11 protein-coding genes are annotated in these 13241 nt (G+C 72.2%); all 11 read right to left on the bottom strand.

What is annotated here, in order from left to right; all coding sequences use genetic code 11:
• Window position 1 precedes the first annotated feature (1 nt).
• Entirely contained in the window at window positions 2-1024 is a 1023-nt protein-coding gene (locus tag IE258_RS23350) for an ADP-ribosylglycohydrolase family protein (RefSeq protein ID WP_189746466.1), read from the bottom strand.
• On the bottom strand, window positions 1021-1740 hold the full coding sequence (locus IE258_RS23345) for an NUDIX hydrolase (protein WP_189746465.1): 720 nt from the start codon (window positions 1738-1740) through the stop codon (window positions 1021-1023). The genes IE258_RS23350 and IE258_RS23345 overlap by 4 nt, the downstream gene beginning before the upstream one ends.
• A 92-nt stretch (window positions 1741-1832) precedes the next feature.
• Window positions 1833-2948, bottom strand: coding sequence for a pseudouridine synthase (locus tag IE258_RS23340; RefSeq protein ID WP_189746463.1), 1116 nt, complete (start codon window positions 2946-2948; stop codon window positions 1833-1835).
• A complete protein-coding gene (gene scpB / locus IE258_RS23335) occupies window positions 2948-3517 on the bottom strand; it encodes an SMC-Scp complex subunit ScpB (RefSeq protein WP_229892387.1) in 570 nt (189 codons plus the stop codon). Before scpB ends, IE258_RS23340 begins: the two co-directional genes overlap by 1 nt.
• 98 nt (window positions 3518-3615) lie before the next feature.
• The gene (locus IE258_RS41920; protein ID WP_308434203.1) at window positions 3616-4476 is read right to left on the bottom strand and encodes a segregation and condensation protein A; all 861 of its coding nucleotides are present in this window, start codon (window positions 4474-4476) and stop codon (window positions 3616-3618) included.
• 549 nt (window positions 4477-5025) lie between these two features.
• Window positions 5026-5583: a hypothetical protein gene (locus IE258_RS23325; protein ID WP_159330270.1), complete on the bottom strand. Its 558-nt coding sequence runs from the start codon at window positions 5581-5583 to the stop codon at window positions 5026-5028.
• A complete protein-coding gene (locus IE258_RS23320) occupies window positions 5580-6710 on the bottom strand; it encodes a ParA family protein (RefSeq protein WP_189746456.1) in 1131 nt (376 codons plus the stop codon). Before IE258_RS23320 ends, IE258_RS23325 begins: the two co-directional genes overlap by 4 nt.
• Window positions 6711-7114: 404 nt before the next feature.
• Window positions 7115-8230 (bottom strand): alanine dehydrogenase, encoded by a 1116-nt coding sequence (gene ald, locus IE258_RS23315; RefSeq protein WP_189746998.1) that lies wholly within the window; start codon window positions 8228-8230, stop codon window positions 7115-7117.
• 142 nt (window positions 8231-8372) lie between these two features.
• On the bottom strand, window positions 8373-10400 hold the full coding sequence (locus IE258_RS23310) for a tetratricopeptide repeat protein (protein ID WP_189746454.1): 2028 nt from the start codon (window positions 10398-10400) through the stop codon (window positions 8373-8375).
• 164 nt (window positions 10401-10564) lie between these two features.
• Window positions 10565-11200, bottom strand: a complete 636-nt coding sequence (locus IE258_RS23305; RefSeq protein ID WP_189746452.1) for an NUDIX domain-containing protein — start codon at window positions 11198-11200, stop codon at window positions 10565-10567.
• A gap of 86 nt (window positions 11201-11286) precedes the next feature.
• A complete protein-coding gene (pyrG, locus tag IE258_RS23300) occupies window positions 11287-12936 on the bottom strand; it encodes a CTP synthase (RefSeq protein WP_127895648.1) in 1650 nt (549 codons plus the stop codon).
• Window positions 12937-13241: the final 305 nt, after the last annotated feature.

Below are 13241 nucleotides of genomic sequence, written 5' to 3'. Positions count from 1 at the left end.
CTCAAGCGTCCCAGAGCGCTCCCAGGGTCAGCAGGTCGCCCCGGTACTCGATGCGGTCGGCCCAGTCGGCCGGCCAGGCGTCGGCGCCCAGGTGGGCGCCCGCGAAGGCGCCGGCGAGGCAGGCGATGGAGTCGGAGTCGCCGGAGGTGCAGGCGCCGCGGCGCAGGGCGGTGAGCGGCTCGTCGACGAAGAGCAGGAAGCAGAGCAGCCCGGCCGCCATGGCCTCCTCGGCGATCCAGCCCTCGCCGACGGCCAGGCAGGGGTCGGTCTCGGGCGAGACGGTGCGCACCGCCTCCTGGAGCCGGTCGAGGGTCGCCAGGCACTCGTCCCAACCGCGCGCGATGAAGTGCTCGGGCGTCGGGTCCTGGGCGCGGGTCCACAGGTCGCCGAGCCAGCGCTCGTGGTACTGGGTGCGGTTGTCGTAAGCGTACGAGCGCAGCCGCCCGACCAGGCCGGTCGGTTCGGCGCCCTCGGCGAGCAGCCGTACAGCGTGCGCGGTGAGGTCGGAGGCGGCGAGCGCGGTGGGGTGCCCGTGGGTGAGCGCGGACTGCAACTGGGCGGCGCCCGCGCGCTGTTCGTCGCTCAGTCCGGGGACCAGCCCGACCGGTGCGACGCGCATGTTGGCGCCGCAGCCCTTGGAGTGGATCTGGCTGGCGTCCTGCCAGGGGCGGTCGTCCCGCTCGAGGAGGTCACAGGCCCTGAGGCAGGTGTTGCCCGGTGCCCGGTTGTTGTCCGGCGAACGGTTCCAGGCGATGAACTCCCGCCGTACCGGCTCGGTCATTCCCTCGGGCGACAGGACCCCCCGGTCCATGGCCGTCCGCAGCCCCTTGCCCAGCGCCAGCGTCATCTGGGTGTCGTCGGTGACGATCGCGGGCCGGGGCAGCGCCATCTCCCGCCAGGGGCCGCACTTGGCGAGGATCGCCGGAACGTCGTTGAACTCGGTCGGGAAGCCCAGCGCGTCGCCGAGGGCGAGGCCGGTGAGCGCTCCGGTGGCGGCGCGCTTGGTGCCGGTGGTCGTGGTCATGCGGGGCGTCCTTCCCGAGGGGTGCGGAGCAGCGGTGGGTGCAGGGTGGTGGCCGGGCCCGCGCGGTAGAGGGCGGCCGGTTTGCCCCGGCCTCCGGTGAGGCGGGCAGCGCCCGGGACGGGCTCGACGAAGCCGGGGGTGGCGAGGACCTTGCGGCGGAAGTTGGGCCGGTCCAGGGCCGTGCCCCACACCGTCTCGTAGACCTGCTGCAGCTCGCCGAGGGTGAACTCGGCCGGGCAGAAGGCGGTGGCCAGGCAGGTGTACTCCAGCTTGGCGCCGACGCGGTCCCGGGCGTCGGCCAGGATCCGGTCGTGGTCGAAGGCGAGGCCCTGGGCCTTGTCGTACGGCACCCAGCGGGCCTCGGCCGCGTCACCGCCGCCGTGCGGTTCGGGAGGGTCCGGGAGCAGCGCGGCGAAGGCCACGGACACGACCCGCATGCGGGGGTCGCGGCCGGGCTCGCTGTAGGTGCGCAGCTGCTCCAGGTGCAGTCCGGTCACGTCCGCGAGGCCGGTCTCCTCGGCCAGTTCCCGGCGGGCGGCCGTCTCCGCCGACTCCTCGGGGAGCAGGAAGCCGCCGGGCAGTGCCCAGCGGCCGGCGTACGGCTCCTGTCCCCGCTCGACGAGCAGCACGTGCAGCGCGCCCGCGCGGAGCGTGAGGACAGCGAGGTCGACGGTGACGGCGAAGGGTTCGAAAGCGTGCTTGTCGTAGCCGTGCACGACCGGCCACCCCCTTAATAGTCACTGCGACTATAAAAGGGGGTGACCGGTCGGCACAAGCCTCGTGCTGGCGCCCTCGCCCGGATCGCGGCCTAGAGGTCGACCTCCTGCATCAGCATCCCGACCTCCGTGTTGGACAGCCGGCGCAGCCAGCCCGACTTCTGGTCGCCCAGGGTGATCGGGCCGAAGGCGGTGCGCACCAGCTTGTCGACGGGGAAGCCCGCCTCCGCCAGCATCCGGCGGACGATGTGCTTGCGGCCCTCGTGCAGGGTGACCTCGACCAGGTAGTTCTTGCCGGTCTGCTCGACGACCCGGAAGTGGTCCGCGCGCGCGTACCCGTCCTCCAGCTGGATGCCGTCCTTGAGGCGCTTGCCGAGGTCGCGCGGGATCGGGCCCACGATGTGCGCGAGATAGGTCTTCTTGACGCCGTACCGGGGGTGGGTCAGGCGGTGCGCCAGCTCGCCGTGGTTGGTGAGCAGGATGACGCCCTCGGTCTCGGTGTCGAGCCGGCCCACGTGGAAGAGGCGGGTCTCCCGGTTGGTGACGTAGTCGCCGAGGCACTGGCGGCCCTCCGGGTCCTCCATGGTGGAGACGACACCGGCGGGCTTGTTCAGCGAGAAGAACTGGTACGACTGCGTGGCGACGGTCAGGCCGTCGACCTTGACCTCGTCCTTCTCCGGGTCGACGCGGCGGCCCTGCTCCAGCACGATCTCGCCGTTGATCTCGACCCTGGCCTGCTCGATCAGCTCCTCGCAGGCGCGCCGGGAGCCGTAGCCCGCGCGTGCGAGGACCTTCTGCAGCCGCTCACCCTCCTGCTCGGCGCCCGGGAAGGTCTTGGGCAGCTTGACGTCCTTCTTGCCCGCGTACCGCTCGCGGTTGCGCTCCTCGGCCCGGGTCTCGTACTCGCGGGACGTGGCCGGGGCGCTGCGCCCGCGCTGCTGGGGCCGCTTCGGGCCGCCCTTGGCGCCGCCCCGGGCCGAGGGGCCGCGGCCCGACTTCGGGCCGTCCTTCGTGGCGCCGGGGCCCACGTCGTAGCGCCGCTCCTCCGGGCGCGGCTTCTTGGGACGGCCGCCCTGCTTGTCGTCGCGGTTGTTGCCGGCGCCGCGGTGGTTGCCGCGGCCCCCGCTGCTCCCGCCGCGGCCGCCGCTGTTGCCACCACGGCTCCCGCCGTTGTTTCCGCTGCTGTTCCTGCCGCTGCTGCTTCGCATCAAAATTCCGTCTTGTCGTCTGCGTCCCCGGCATCCGGGGCGTCCGGATCGAACGACGGGACCCCTTCCAGCGTGTCGGCCTCGATCGCCTCAGCCTCCGGGAGGAAGGGCGCGAGCTCCGGGAGCTCGTCCAGGCCGCGCAGGCCCATCCGCTCCAGGAAGTAGTTCGTCGTCACGTACAGGATCGCACCTGTTTCGGGTTCCGTGCCCGCCTCCTCGACCAGGCCCCGCTGCAGGAGGGTGCGCATCACGCCGTCGCAGTTCACGCCGCGCACCGCGGAGACCCGGCTGCGGCTGACCGGCTGGCGGTAGGCGACCACCGCGAGGGTCTCGAGCGCGGCCTGGGTGAGGCGGGCGTGCTGGCCGTCCAGGACGAAGCCCTCGACGGCCGCGGCGTACTCGGGCCGGCTGTAGAAGCGCCAGCCGCCCGCGACCAGGCGCAGCTCGAAGCCCCGGCCCTGGACGGCGTACTCGTCGGCCAGCTCGCGCAGGGCGTCCGCGATCCGCCGCCGGGGCCGCTGTAGTATCTTCGCCAGCTGTTCCTCGGTCGCGGGCTCGTCGACGACCATGAGGACGGCCTCCAGGGCCGGCTTGAGGTCGAGTCCGGCGACACCGTCGGGCCCGTCCGGAGCGTCGGTGGTCGCTTCGACCCCTGTGGTCTGTTCCCTCACGCCTGCTGCTCCTCCTTCGGTACCTCGGGCGGCCGGTCGAACTCGTCGGTCACCACCGGCTGCGTCTGGCCGTCACCGCCGGTCCAGCGCACCAGCAGGTCGCCGAGGGCGGTCTCCTGGTCCAGCTCGACGGCCTTCTCCCGGTAGAGCTCCAGCAGGGCCAGGAAGCGGGCGACGACGGTCAGTGTGTCCTCGGTGTCCTGGACCAGCACGCGAAAGCTGGCCTCGCCCAGCTCCTTCAGGCGGGCGACGACGATCCCGGCCTGCTCCTGCACGCTGACCAGGGGCGCGTGGATGTGCTCGACGTAGACCTGCGGCTTGGGTTTGGGCTGCATCGCCTTCACGGCGAGCTTGGCGAAGCCCTCGGGGCCGATGCTGATGACGACCTCGGGCAGCAGCTCGGCGTGGTGCGGCTCCAGGCCCACGGTACGGGGGTAGCGGCGGGCCTCGGCCTCCAGCCGCTCGTTGAAGATCTCCGCGATCTGCTTGTACGCGCGGTACTGGAGCAGGCGGGCGAAGAGCAGGTCGCGGGCTTCGAGCAGGGCGAGGTCGGCCTCGTCCTCGACCTCGGCGGCGGGCAGCAGCCGGGCCGCCTTCAGGTCCAGCAGTGTGGCCGCGACCACCAGGAACTCGGTGGTCTGGTCGAGGTCCCAGTCCGGCCCCATCGCCCGGATGTGCGCCATGAACTCGTCGGTCACCTTCGACAGCGCGACCTCGGTGACGTCCATCTTGTGCTTGGAGATCAGCTGGAGGAGCAGGTCGAAGGGCCCCTCGAAGTTGGCGAGCCGCACCTTGAAGACACCGTCGCCCGCGTCGTCGGAGGTCTCCTCCGCGGTCCGGGGAGCCTGTTCCGGCACGAGGGGCGGATCCACGGCGGCCACCACGAGGGGCGGATCCTCTGCGGCCACCACGAGGGGCGGATCCTCGGCGGCCACCGCGTCGGGCGGGCCGTCCGCCCGTACTCGCCGGTCGGCGGGCGCGGCGGCCTGTCGGCCGGGTGCGAGCGAGCCGCGCTCGGTCGCCGCCGACGCCTCCGACGCCGTTCCCGCGTCCGTCGGCTCCGCCTCCGCGCGCACGGCGGGGCCCGCGGGGTCCGGTTCCGTTCCGGGGGCGTACTCCTCCGCGTCCGGCGCCGCCGTCTCCCGGCCCCGCAGCGGGTCTCCGGGGTCAGCGGGCGACGCCCCGGCCGATACGGCGGGGGCGGACGCCGGTCCGGCCCGGAGGTCCTCTTCGGTGGGCGCCGCTCCGGCGGTCCCGGGCGCCCCGTCGCCGGAAGGCGTCTCCTCGGGGAGCGGGGCAGCCGCCGACACCTCCGGGCCCCTGCCCAGCGCACGCCGACGGCCGGTGCGCGGGCCGCGGTCGGGGCGGGGGGCGTCGTTCGAGGTCATGGCCCCCGCAGGCTACCGCTACCGCCCGCGCAGCCGTCGTACGAGGATGCTGGCGTCCCCGCGGGTCTCCAGGTCGGCCAGGACCACGGCGACCGCCTCGCGGACGATGCGGCCGCGGTCGACGGCCAGGCCGTGCTCGCCCCGGAGCACCAGGCGGGCGTGCTCCAGGTCCATCAACTCCTCGGCGGAGACGTACACGGTGATCTTCTCGTCGTGGCGCTCACGCCCGCTGGGGCGCCGTGCGGCGGCTCTGCCGCGCTTGCGGGGCCGGTCGGCGGCAGAACCTTCCTGCGCGCCCGTACCGGGCCCCGAGGCCCGTGCCGAGCGCTCCGTGCCCCGGGTGTGCGACTCACCGGCGGCGCCGGGCTCCGCGTCCGCCGCGGCGTGCTCCGCGCCCTCGCCGTCCCCGCCCTGCGCGGGCACCGACTGCGGTGCGTCCTCGGCGGCGGCCTGGTCGCTCTCCCCCGCCGGGGCCGGCACCCGGGCCTCGCCGCCCGCCGGTCGCCGCGGGGTGGACGCCTGGAGCGCCATTCCCCCTGTCGTACGGAAGAGTTCGTCGGCCCCCGGCAGACTCACTCGGCGTGACACCGGGCGAGCACCTCCCTGGCGAGCTGGCGGTAGGCGGCGGCACCGACGGAGTTGGACGCGTACGTGGTGATCGGCTCGCCGGCGACCGTGGTCTCCGGGAAGCGGACCGTGCGCCCGATGACCGTGTGGTAGACGTGGTCGTCGAACGCCTCGACGACCCGCGCGAGCACCTCACGGCTGTGCACCGTGCGCGAGTCGTACATCGTGGCGAGGATGCCGTCGAGCTCCAGGTCGGGGTTGAGCCGCTCCTGGACCTTCTCGATCGTCTCGGTCAGCAGCGCCACACCGCGCAGCGCGAAGAACTCGCACTCCAGCGGCACGATCACCTTGTGCGCGGCGGTCAGCGCGTTGACCGTGAGCAGGCCGAGCGAGGGCTGGCAGTCGATGACGATGTAGTCGTAGTCGTCCATCAGCGGCTTCAGCGCCCGCTGGAGGGTGGACTCGCGCGCGACCTCGCTCACCAGCTGCACCTCGGCCGCCGACAGGTCGATGTTGCTGGGCAGCAGGTCCATGTTGGGGACCGCGGTCTTCAGCAGCACCTCGTCGGCCGCCATGCCCCGCTCCATGAGCAGGTTGTAGACGGTGAGGTCGAGCTCCATCGGGTTGACGCCGAGACCGACCGACAGCGCGCCCTGCGGGTCGAAGTCGACGAGCAGCACCCGGCGCCCGTACTCGGCGAGCGCGGCACCCAGGTTGATGGTCGACGTGGTCTTGCCCACGCCGCCCTTCTGGTTGCACATCGCGATGATCTTCGCGGGGCCGTGCTCGGTCAGCGGTCCCGGAATCGGGAAGTACGGCAGCGGGCGTCCGGTCGGGCCGATGCGCTCACGGCGCTGTCGGGCCGCGTCGGGCGCGAGCGTGGCGGCGTACTCGGGATCCGGCTCGTACTCCGCGTCCGGGTCGTAGAAGTGCCCCTCGGGCAGTTCGTCGTAGTCGGCGAAGTGGTTGCGGGGCGCGCCACTTCCGTCGCCGGCCATGGCGTTCACGTGTTGGCCATCCATACTCATGTGTGCTGTCCGAGTTGCCTGCGGACGGTGGTGGTCGGCTGCGGAGGTGCGTACAGCTACGGAGCCGACCGCCTCGAGACGCCCGGGACCGTGGGTCCGTGCCGGCATTCCTGGTTGACCACCCCCGGGAGTAAATGTCGACTCATTCACAAGTCGTCTTACCTCCTTGGTGACCAGGGAACTTCTAGACAGGTCAGCGTGGCACCATGCCGACGTTCGGCGACTCTATGGCGTGTCGGCCGTCCGCAGCAACACAATCCGCCGGACCCGGCCCGATGTGTCGGCAATGAAACATCCCTCTGTCAAGGGCGTACGGCCGTCGCACAGCAGGTTTCACCGGTGCGCGAATCGGTTGAAGCGTTACGTTCGAGGCGAGTTGACCGAGAATCGCAAAGTGACCATACACACACCCGGCCGGACCTTGTCGGGCAAGGTCCGGCCGGGTGTGTGGGGTTGACGACGTCTGTTGACGTATCGCCTTTGCCGTTTGATGACTTGGGCGAGTTGGTGACTCAGACGAGCAGAGTCGCCGGGTCGACATACTCCAGGCCGTGCGCCTCGGCGACCTCGCGGTAAACCACCTTGCCGTCATGCGTGTTGAGGCCCTTGGCCAGCGCGGGGTCGCGGCGCAGCGCCTCGACCCAGCCGCGGTCGGCCAGCTCGACGATGTAGGGCAGCGTGGCGTTGGTGAGCGCGTTGGTGGAGGTGTTGGGCACCGCGCCCGGCATGTTGGCGACGCAGTAGAAGACCGAGTTGTGGACCTTGAAGGTCGGCTCGGCGTGCGTGGTCGGATGCGAGTCCTCGAAGCAGCCGCCCTGGTCGATCGCGATGTCGACAAGGACACTGCCCGGCTTCATGCGGGAGACCAGCTCGTTGGTGACCAGCTTCGGGGCCTTGGCGCCCGGGATGAGCACCGCGCCGATGACCAGGTCGGCGTCGAGAACGGCCTTCTCCAGCTCGAAGGAGTTGGACATGACGGCCTTGACCCTGGTGCCGAAGATCTTGTCGGCCTCGCGCAGCTTGTTGATGTCGCGGTCGAGCAGGGTCACGTCGAAGCCCATGCCGACGGCGATCTGGGTGGCGTTCCAGCCGGAGACGCCCCCGCCGATGACGACGGCCTTGGCGGGGGTCACGCCGGGCACGCCACCGGGCAGCACGCCGCGTCCGCCGTTGGGGGCCATCAGGTGGTATGCGCCGACCTGCGGGGCGATCCGGCCCGCGACCTCGGACATCGGGGCCAGCAGCGGCAGCGCGCGGCTGGGCAGCTCGACCGTCTCGTAGGCGATGGCGGTGGTGCCGGACTCGACGAGCGCGTCCGTGCACTCCTTGGAGGCGGCCAGGTGGAGGTAGGTGAAGAGCGTCTGGTCCTTGCGCAGGCGGTGGTACTCCTCCGCGATCGGCTCCTTGACCTTCAGGAGCAGGTCCGCGGTGGCCCAGACCTCGTCGGCGGTGTCGAGTATCCGCGCTCCGGCCGCGACGTACTCCTCGTCGGGGATCGAGGAGCCGACACCGGCACCGTGCTCGACGACGACCTGGTGACCGTGGCGCACCAGCTCGTGCACGCCGGCGGGGGTGATGGCCACCCGGAACTCGTTGTTCTTGACCTCGCGGGGGATGCCGACCTTCACGTGGATCACGGTCCTTGGCTCAGAGGATGGGCTATTACAAGGCATACCCGCTCAAGCGCGGGCACACCGGGTCAGACCGCAGGAGAATGTGCGGCAGAGCCAGTTTAATGAAGGTGTTCCCTCTGTCTAGCCTTTCAAAGCATTAATCTTCAGACGATGCGCTACGGATTTCGCAGGCGTCTGCGGGATCTTCCCTCAGCATCCGTTCGGCCGTGCTCCGCTCCAGGGCCGCCGCGGTGGGGTCGCCGAGCCGCTCCAGCGTGTCGGCGAGCCGCAGGTGCAGGGCGGCCTGGAGCCGGTCGTCCTCGGCCCGGCGGGCCCAGTCGACGGCCTCCTGGCAGGTGCGCAGCGACTCCTCGGGCCGCCCGGCGTACTCCTGGACCCGGGCCAGCTCGGCCAGCGCCCGCGCGTGCGCGGCCACGTCGTCGGCCTTGCGGTACCCGGCGACGGCCGCGCGCCAGGACCGCACCGCCTCGCCGTACCGGCCCGCGTAGGTGTGGGCGGTGGCGAGGCGCCCGTAGACCCGGGCGGCGTCGGCACGTTCGTCGCGGGCGAGGCGCTGGGCGAGGGCCCGGCCGAACCAGTCGGCGGCGCGGTCGTAGTCGCCGAGCTCCAGGTGGGCACCGCCGACGGATTCCATCGCGCGGCCGGTCGCGTACGGGTCGTTCGCCTCGCGTCCGGCGTCCAGCGCGGCCCGGTAGCGCACCAGGGCCTCGGCGGTGCGGCCGGTGCGGGCGTCCAGGTCGGCCAGGTTCAGCAGGGCCGCCGCCTTCTCCCGGGGCAGTTCGCGGCGCTCGGCCACGTCGAGGACGAGCCGGTGGATCCCGTACAGGTCGGGGGCCGCGGCCCGGGTGCCGAAGTGGGCCACCATGGCCCGCACCAGTTGGGACATGAGTCTGCGGGCGAGGGTGTCCAGCTCGCCGTCGGCGACCGCGAGGCGGGCCGCGGCCAGCAGGGCGGGGCGCCGGGCGCGCAGCCAGTCGGCGGCAGCCCTGGGGTGCGGAAAGCGCAGGTCGCGCGGCGTGGCGAGGAGTTTCTCGCGGGCCTGCGGGCTGTCGGTCTCGGTGACCGCCCGGCAGGACTGCAGCAGGCGTACCGTCCGCTCCAGCATGCGGGCGCGGGCCAGCTGCAGCTCGGCGGGCCGGTCGTGCTTGCGGGCCAGCGCGCTCAGCCGGCCGTGCAGGCACCCGGGGACCTCGTACTCGGGCAGCGGCGAGTCGACGGCGCGCAGCAGGCCGTGGGCGACGAAGTCGTCCAGGGTGGTGCGGGCGCCGCTCACCGAGCAGCCGGCGAGCGCGGAGGCGGTGTGCGGGTCGACCAGGCCCGCCGGTGCCAGGGAGAGCAGCCGCAGCATGCGCGCGGCGGTGCTGGGCAGGGAGGCGTAGACGAGGCCGAAGACGCGGCCGAGCGCGCCCGACTCGTCGCTCTCCGCGTGCACGTGCTTGGCGAGGTCGGCGACGGCCGCCTGGGGGCGCGCCGCGAGCCAGCCGCCGGCCAGGGTCAGCGCGGCCGGTTGGGCCTGGCACAGCTCGACCAGCTGTTCGGCGGCCCGGGGGTCGACGGTGATGCGGACCGAGCCGGTGTGGCGGGACAGCAGCTCCACGGCCGACTTGGTGTCCAGGCCCCCCAGGGTGCACGGGCGGACGTCCGCGATCCCGGTCAGCGGGCCCTCGGCGACGGCGACGGCCAGGCAGTCCGGGGTGTCCGGCAGCAGCGCGTCGACCTGCTCGGCGTCGGCGACGGCGTCGAGCAGGAGCAGGACCCTGCGGTCGGCGAGCGCGGTGCGCAGGTCCTCGGTGAGGTCGTCCTCGTCGGCGCCGGGCGGGGCGGAGCGGTCCAGTGCGCCGAGCAGGTCCCGGGCGAGGCGTTCGACGGGGACGCGGGTGCCGTCCGGTTCGCTCAGCCGGGCCCGCAGCACGCCGTCCGGGTAGTCGTCCGCGACCCGCGCGACCAGTTCCTCGGCGAGCGCGGTGCGGCCCGAGCCGGGACGGCCCGCGATGAGCAGCACGCGCGCGCGGGGGGCCTTGCGGCCGGAGAGGGTGTCGAGGCCGGCGCGCTCGATGTCGGCGCGCAGTTCCTTCAGTTCCCGGGTGCGGCCGAGGAACCCGCTCTCCTCAGCGGGCTCCCGGGACAGCCGTACTTCGTCCGTGTCCACCGCCTGATCCGTCACGGGCCACACTCCCGATCCCACCGCACGCCGGTGCCCGCCGGAAGCCCGGTTCGGGCGTTTGAGAGCCTAGTTCACGCTCTGCGACGTTCCCGGTGGAGCGCGGCGGGCACATCCCCCGATCGGATCAGCCGATGGTCACACCAATGCGGCCCCGAGGGCCGTCCTCAGGCCTCGAAAGGCCGGGCCGGCCACGGCGCCAGGGCCGGACGGAGCGCGTCGAGCCCGTCGCCCCGCTCCGCGGCGACCAGCGAGAGCACGCCCACGACCAGGCAGTTGTTGTGCAGCTCGCCCGCGAGCACCCCTCGGACCAGGTCGGCGACGGGCACCCGCGCCAGCTCCATGTCGGCCTCTTCGTCCTCGACCTCGAAGCGCTCACCGGCGGCCTCGGACAGGTCCCGGGCGAGGAAGATCCGTACGGCCTCGTCGCAGCCGCCGGGGGTGGTGTAGACGTCGGTCAGCACCCGCCAGTCCTCGGCCTTGACGTGCGCCTCCTCGTACAGCTCGCGCTGGGCGGCGTGCAGCGGGTTCTCACCCGGGACGTCGAGCAGGCCGGCCGGGATCTCCCACAGCTTCTCGCGCACCGGGTGCCGGTACTGCCGGATGACCAGCACCCGCCCCTCCCCGTCCAGGGCGAGGACGGCGACCGAGCCGGGGTGGACCTGGTAGTCGCGGGAGACCACGGAGCCGTCGGGCATCACCACGTCGTCCGTGCGGACCGAGGTCTTCTTGCCCCGGAAGGGGGTCTGGCTGCCCCGGACCTCCCACGCCTCGGGAGTGTCCTTGATCGTGCTGCCCGTCATTGCCTGACCTGCCCTTCCAGACGTACGCGAAAGCCGGGGCCCGCGCAGTTGAGTGCGCGCGCCCCGGCCACCGTACAACTGGTGTGCTACTTCGACGTCTTCCGCTCGACCGCGGCCTTGACCAGCCCGGCGAAGAGCGGGTGCGGGCGGGTCGGGCGCGAGCGCAGCTCCGGGTGCGCCTGCGTGGCGACCAGGTAGGGGTGGACGTCGCGCGGGTACTCGACGTACTCGACGAGCTTGCCGTCCGGGGAGGTGCCCGAGAAGACGATGCCGGCCTTCTTCTCCAGCTCCGCGCGGTAGGCGTTGTTCACCTCGTAGCGGTGGCGGTGGCGCTCCTCGACGTACTCCTTGTCGTCGTAGACCTCGCGCACGATGGAGCCCTCGGCCAGCTTCGCCGGGTACATGCCGAGCCGCATGGTGCCGCCCATGTCGCCCTCGCCGGCCACGATGTCCAGCTGCTCGGCCATGGTGGAGATGACCGGGTGGGCGGTGGCCGGGTCGAACTCGGTGGAGTTGGCGTCCGAGATGCCGGCCAGGTTGCGCGCGGCCTCGACGACGATGCACTGCAGGCCGAGGCAGAGGCCGAGCAGCGGGATCCGGTTCTCGCGGGCGTACTTGATCGCGCCGACCTTGCCGAGCACACCGCGGTCGCCGAAGCCGCCGGGGATGCAGATCGCGTCGACGTCGCCGAGCTGCGCCTTGGCGCCGGCCGGGGTCTTGCAGTCGTCGGACGTGACCCACTTGATCTTCACGCGGGCCTTGTTGGCGAAGCCGCCCGCGCGCAGCGCCTCGGTCACCGAGAGGTAGGCGTCGGGCAGGTCGATGTACTTGCCGACCAGGGCCATCACGATCTCGTGCTCGGGCTTGTGGACGCGGTCGAGCAGGTCGTCCCAGGTCGTCCAGTCCACGTCGCGGAACGGCAGGTCCAGCTTGCGGACGACGTAGGCGTCCAGGCCCTCGGTGTGGACGACCTTGGGGATGTCGTAGATGGAGCGGGCGTCGGGGCAGGCCACCACGGCCGCCTCGTCGACGTCGCACATCAGGGAGATCTTGCGCTTGATCGCGGTCGGGACCTCGCGGTCGCAGCGCAGCACGATCGCGTCCGGCTGGATGCCGATGTTGCGCAGGGCGGCGACGCTGTGCTGGGTCGGCTTGGTCTTCAGCTCACCCGAAGGGCCGATGTAGGGCAGGAGCGAGATGTGCACCACGAACACGTTGTCGCGGCCGACCTCGTGCCGGACCTGGCGGACCGTCTCCAGGAACGGCAGCGACTCGATGTCGCCGACCGTGCCGCCGACCTCGGTGATCACGACGTCGACCTCGTCCGTCGCCATGCGGCGGATGCGGTGCTTGATCTCGTTGGTGATGTGCGGGATGACCTGCACGGTGTCGCCCAGGTACTCGCCGCGCCGCTCCTTGGCGATCACCGTGGAGTACACCTGGCCGGTGGTGACGTTGGCCGAGCCGTCGAGGTCGCGGTCGAGGAAGCGCTCGTAGTGGCCGATGTCCAGGTCGGTCTCGGCGCCGTCGTTGGTGACGAACACCTCACCGTGCTGGAAGGGGTTCATCGTGCCGGGGTCGACGTTCAGGTACGGGTCGAGCTTCTGCATCACGACGCGCAGGCCCCGGGCCTTGAGCAGCATGCCGAGGCTGGAGGCGGTGAGCCCCTTGCCGAGCGAGGAGGCGACACCCCCGGTGACGAAGATGTGCTTGGTCGTCGAAGATTTGGGCGGCATGGCCAAGAGGGGGCTCCCGTGGTCGCGGTCTGGGGTGCGGTGCGTTCGTCCTCCGCCCCGGTCGTCCCGGGTGTCGTCGGCGGCGCCGTCGCTGCGGTTCCGGGGTTTTTCTCCCACCGGTCCACGGGCTACCAGCGTATCAGCGCCTCGGGGCGATGGCGTCCGGCCACCCTCCGCGCACGCCCGGACACGCAGGTGGGAAGGTCACCGTTTCCTCACACGCCGGTCACCCGTTCGGCGGACCCGGGTTGCCCGGAGCGGCACACAGATCATCTACGTGCGTCGTATCCTGCTCGGACGTTCGC

Source organism: Streptomyces tendae (assembly GCF_014650435.1).
GTDB classification, from domain to species: domain Bacteria; phylum Actinomycetota; class Actinomycetes; order Streptomycetales; family Streptomycetaceae; genus Streptomyces; species Streptomyces tendae.
Note: the sequence above shows the minus strand (reverse complement) of the source record. Positions and strands in the feature narration are given on the sequence as shown.

What these genes read in the sequence shown, in the direction of transcription:
- IE258_RS23320 (WP_189746456.1), bottom strand. Translation starts at nt 6,710, where the DNA reads ATGCCGGCACGGACCCACGGTCCCGGGCGTCTCGAGGCGGTCGGCTCC.
- IE258_RS23350 (WP_189746466.1), bottom strand. Translation starts at nt 1,024, where the DNA reads ATGACCACGACCACCGGCACCAAGCGCGCCGCCACCGGAGCGCTCACC.
- IE258_RS23305 (WP_189746452.1), bottom strand. Translation starts at nt 11,200, where the DNA reads ATGACGGGCAGCACGATCAAGGACACTCCCGAGGCGTGGGAGGTCCGG.
- scpB (WP_229892387.1), bottom strand. Translation starts at nt 3,517, where the DNA reads ATGGTCGTCGACGAGCCCGCGACCGAGGAACAGCTGGCGAAGATACTA.
- IE258_RS23340 (WP_189746463.1), bottom strand. Translation starts at nt 2,948, where the DNA reads ATGCGAAGCAGCAGCGGCAGGAACAGCAGCGGAAACAACGGCGGGAGC.
- pyrG (WP_127895648.1), bottom strand. Translation starts at nt 12,936, where the DNA reads ATGCCGCCCAAATCTTCGACGACCAAGCACATCTTCGTCACCGGGGGT.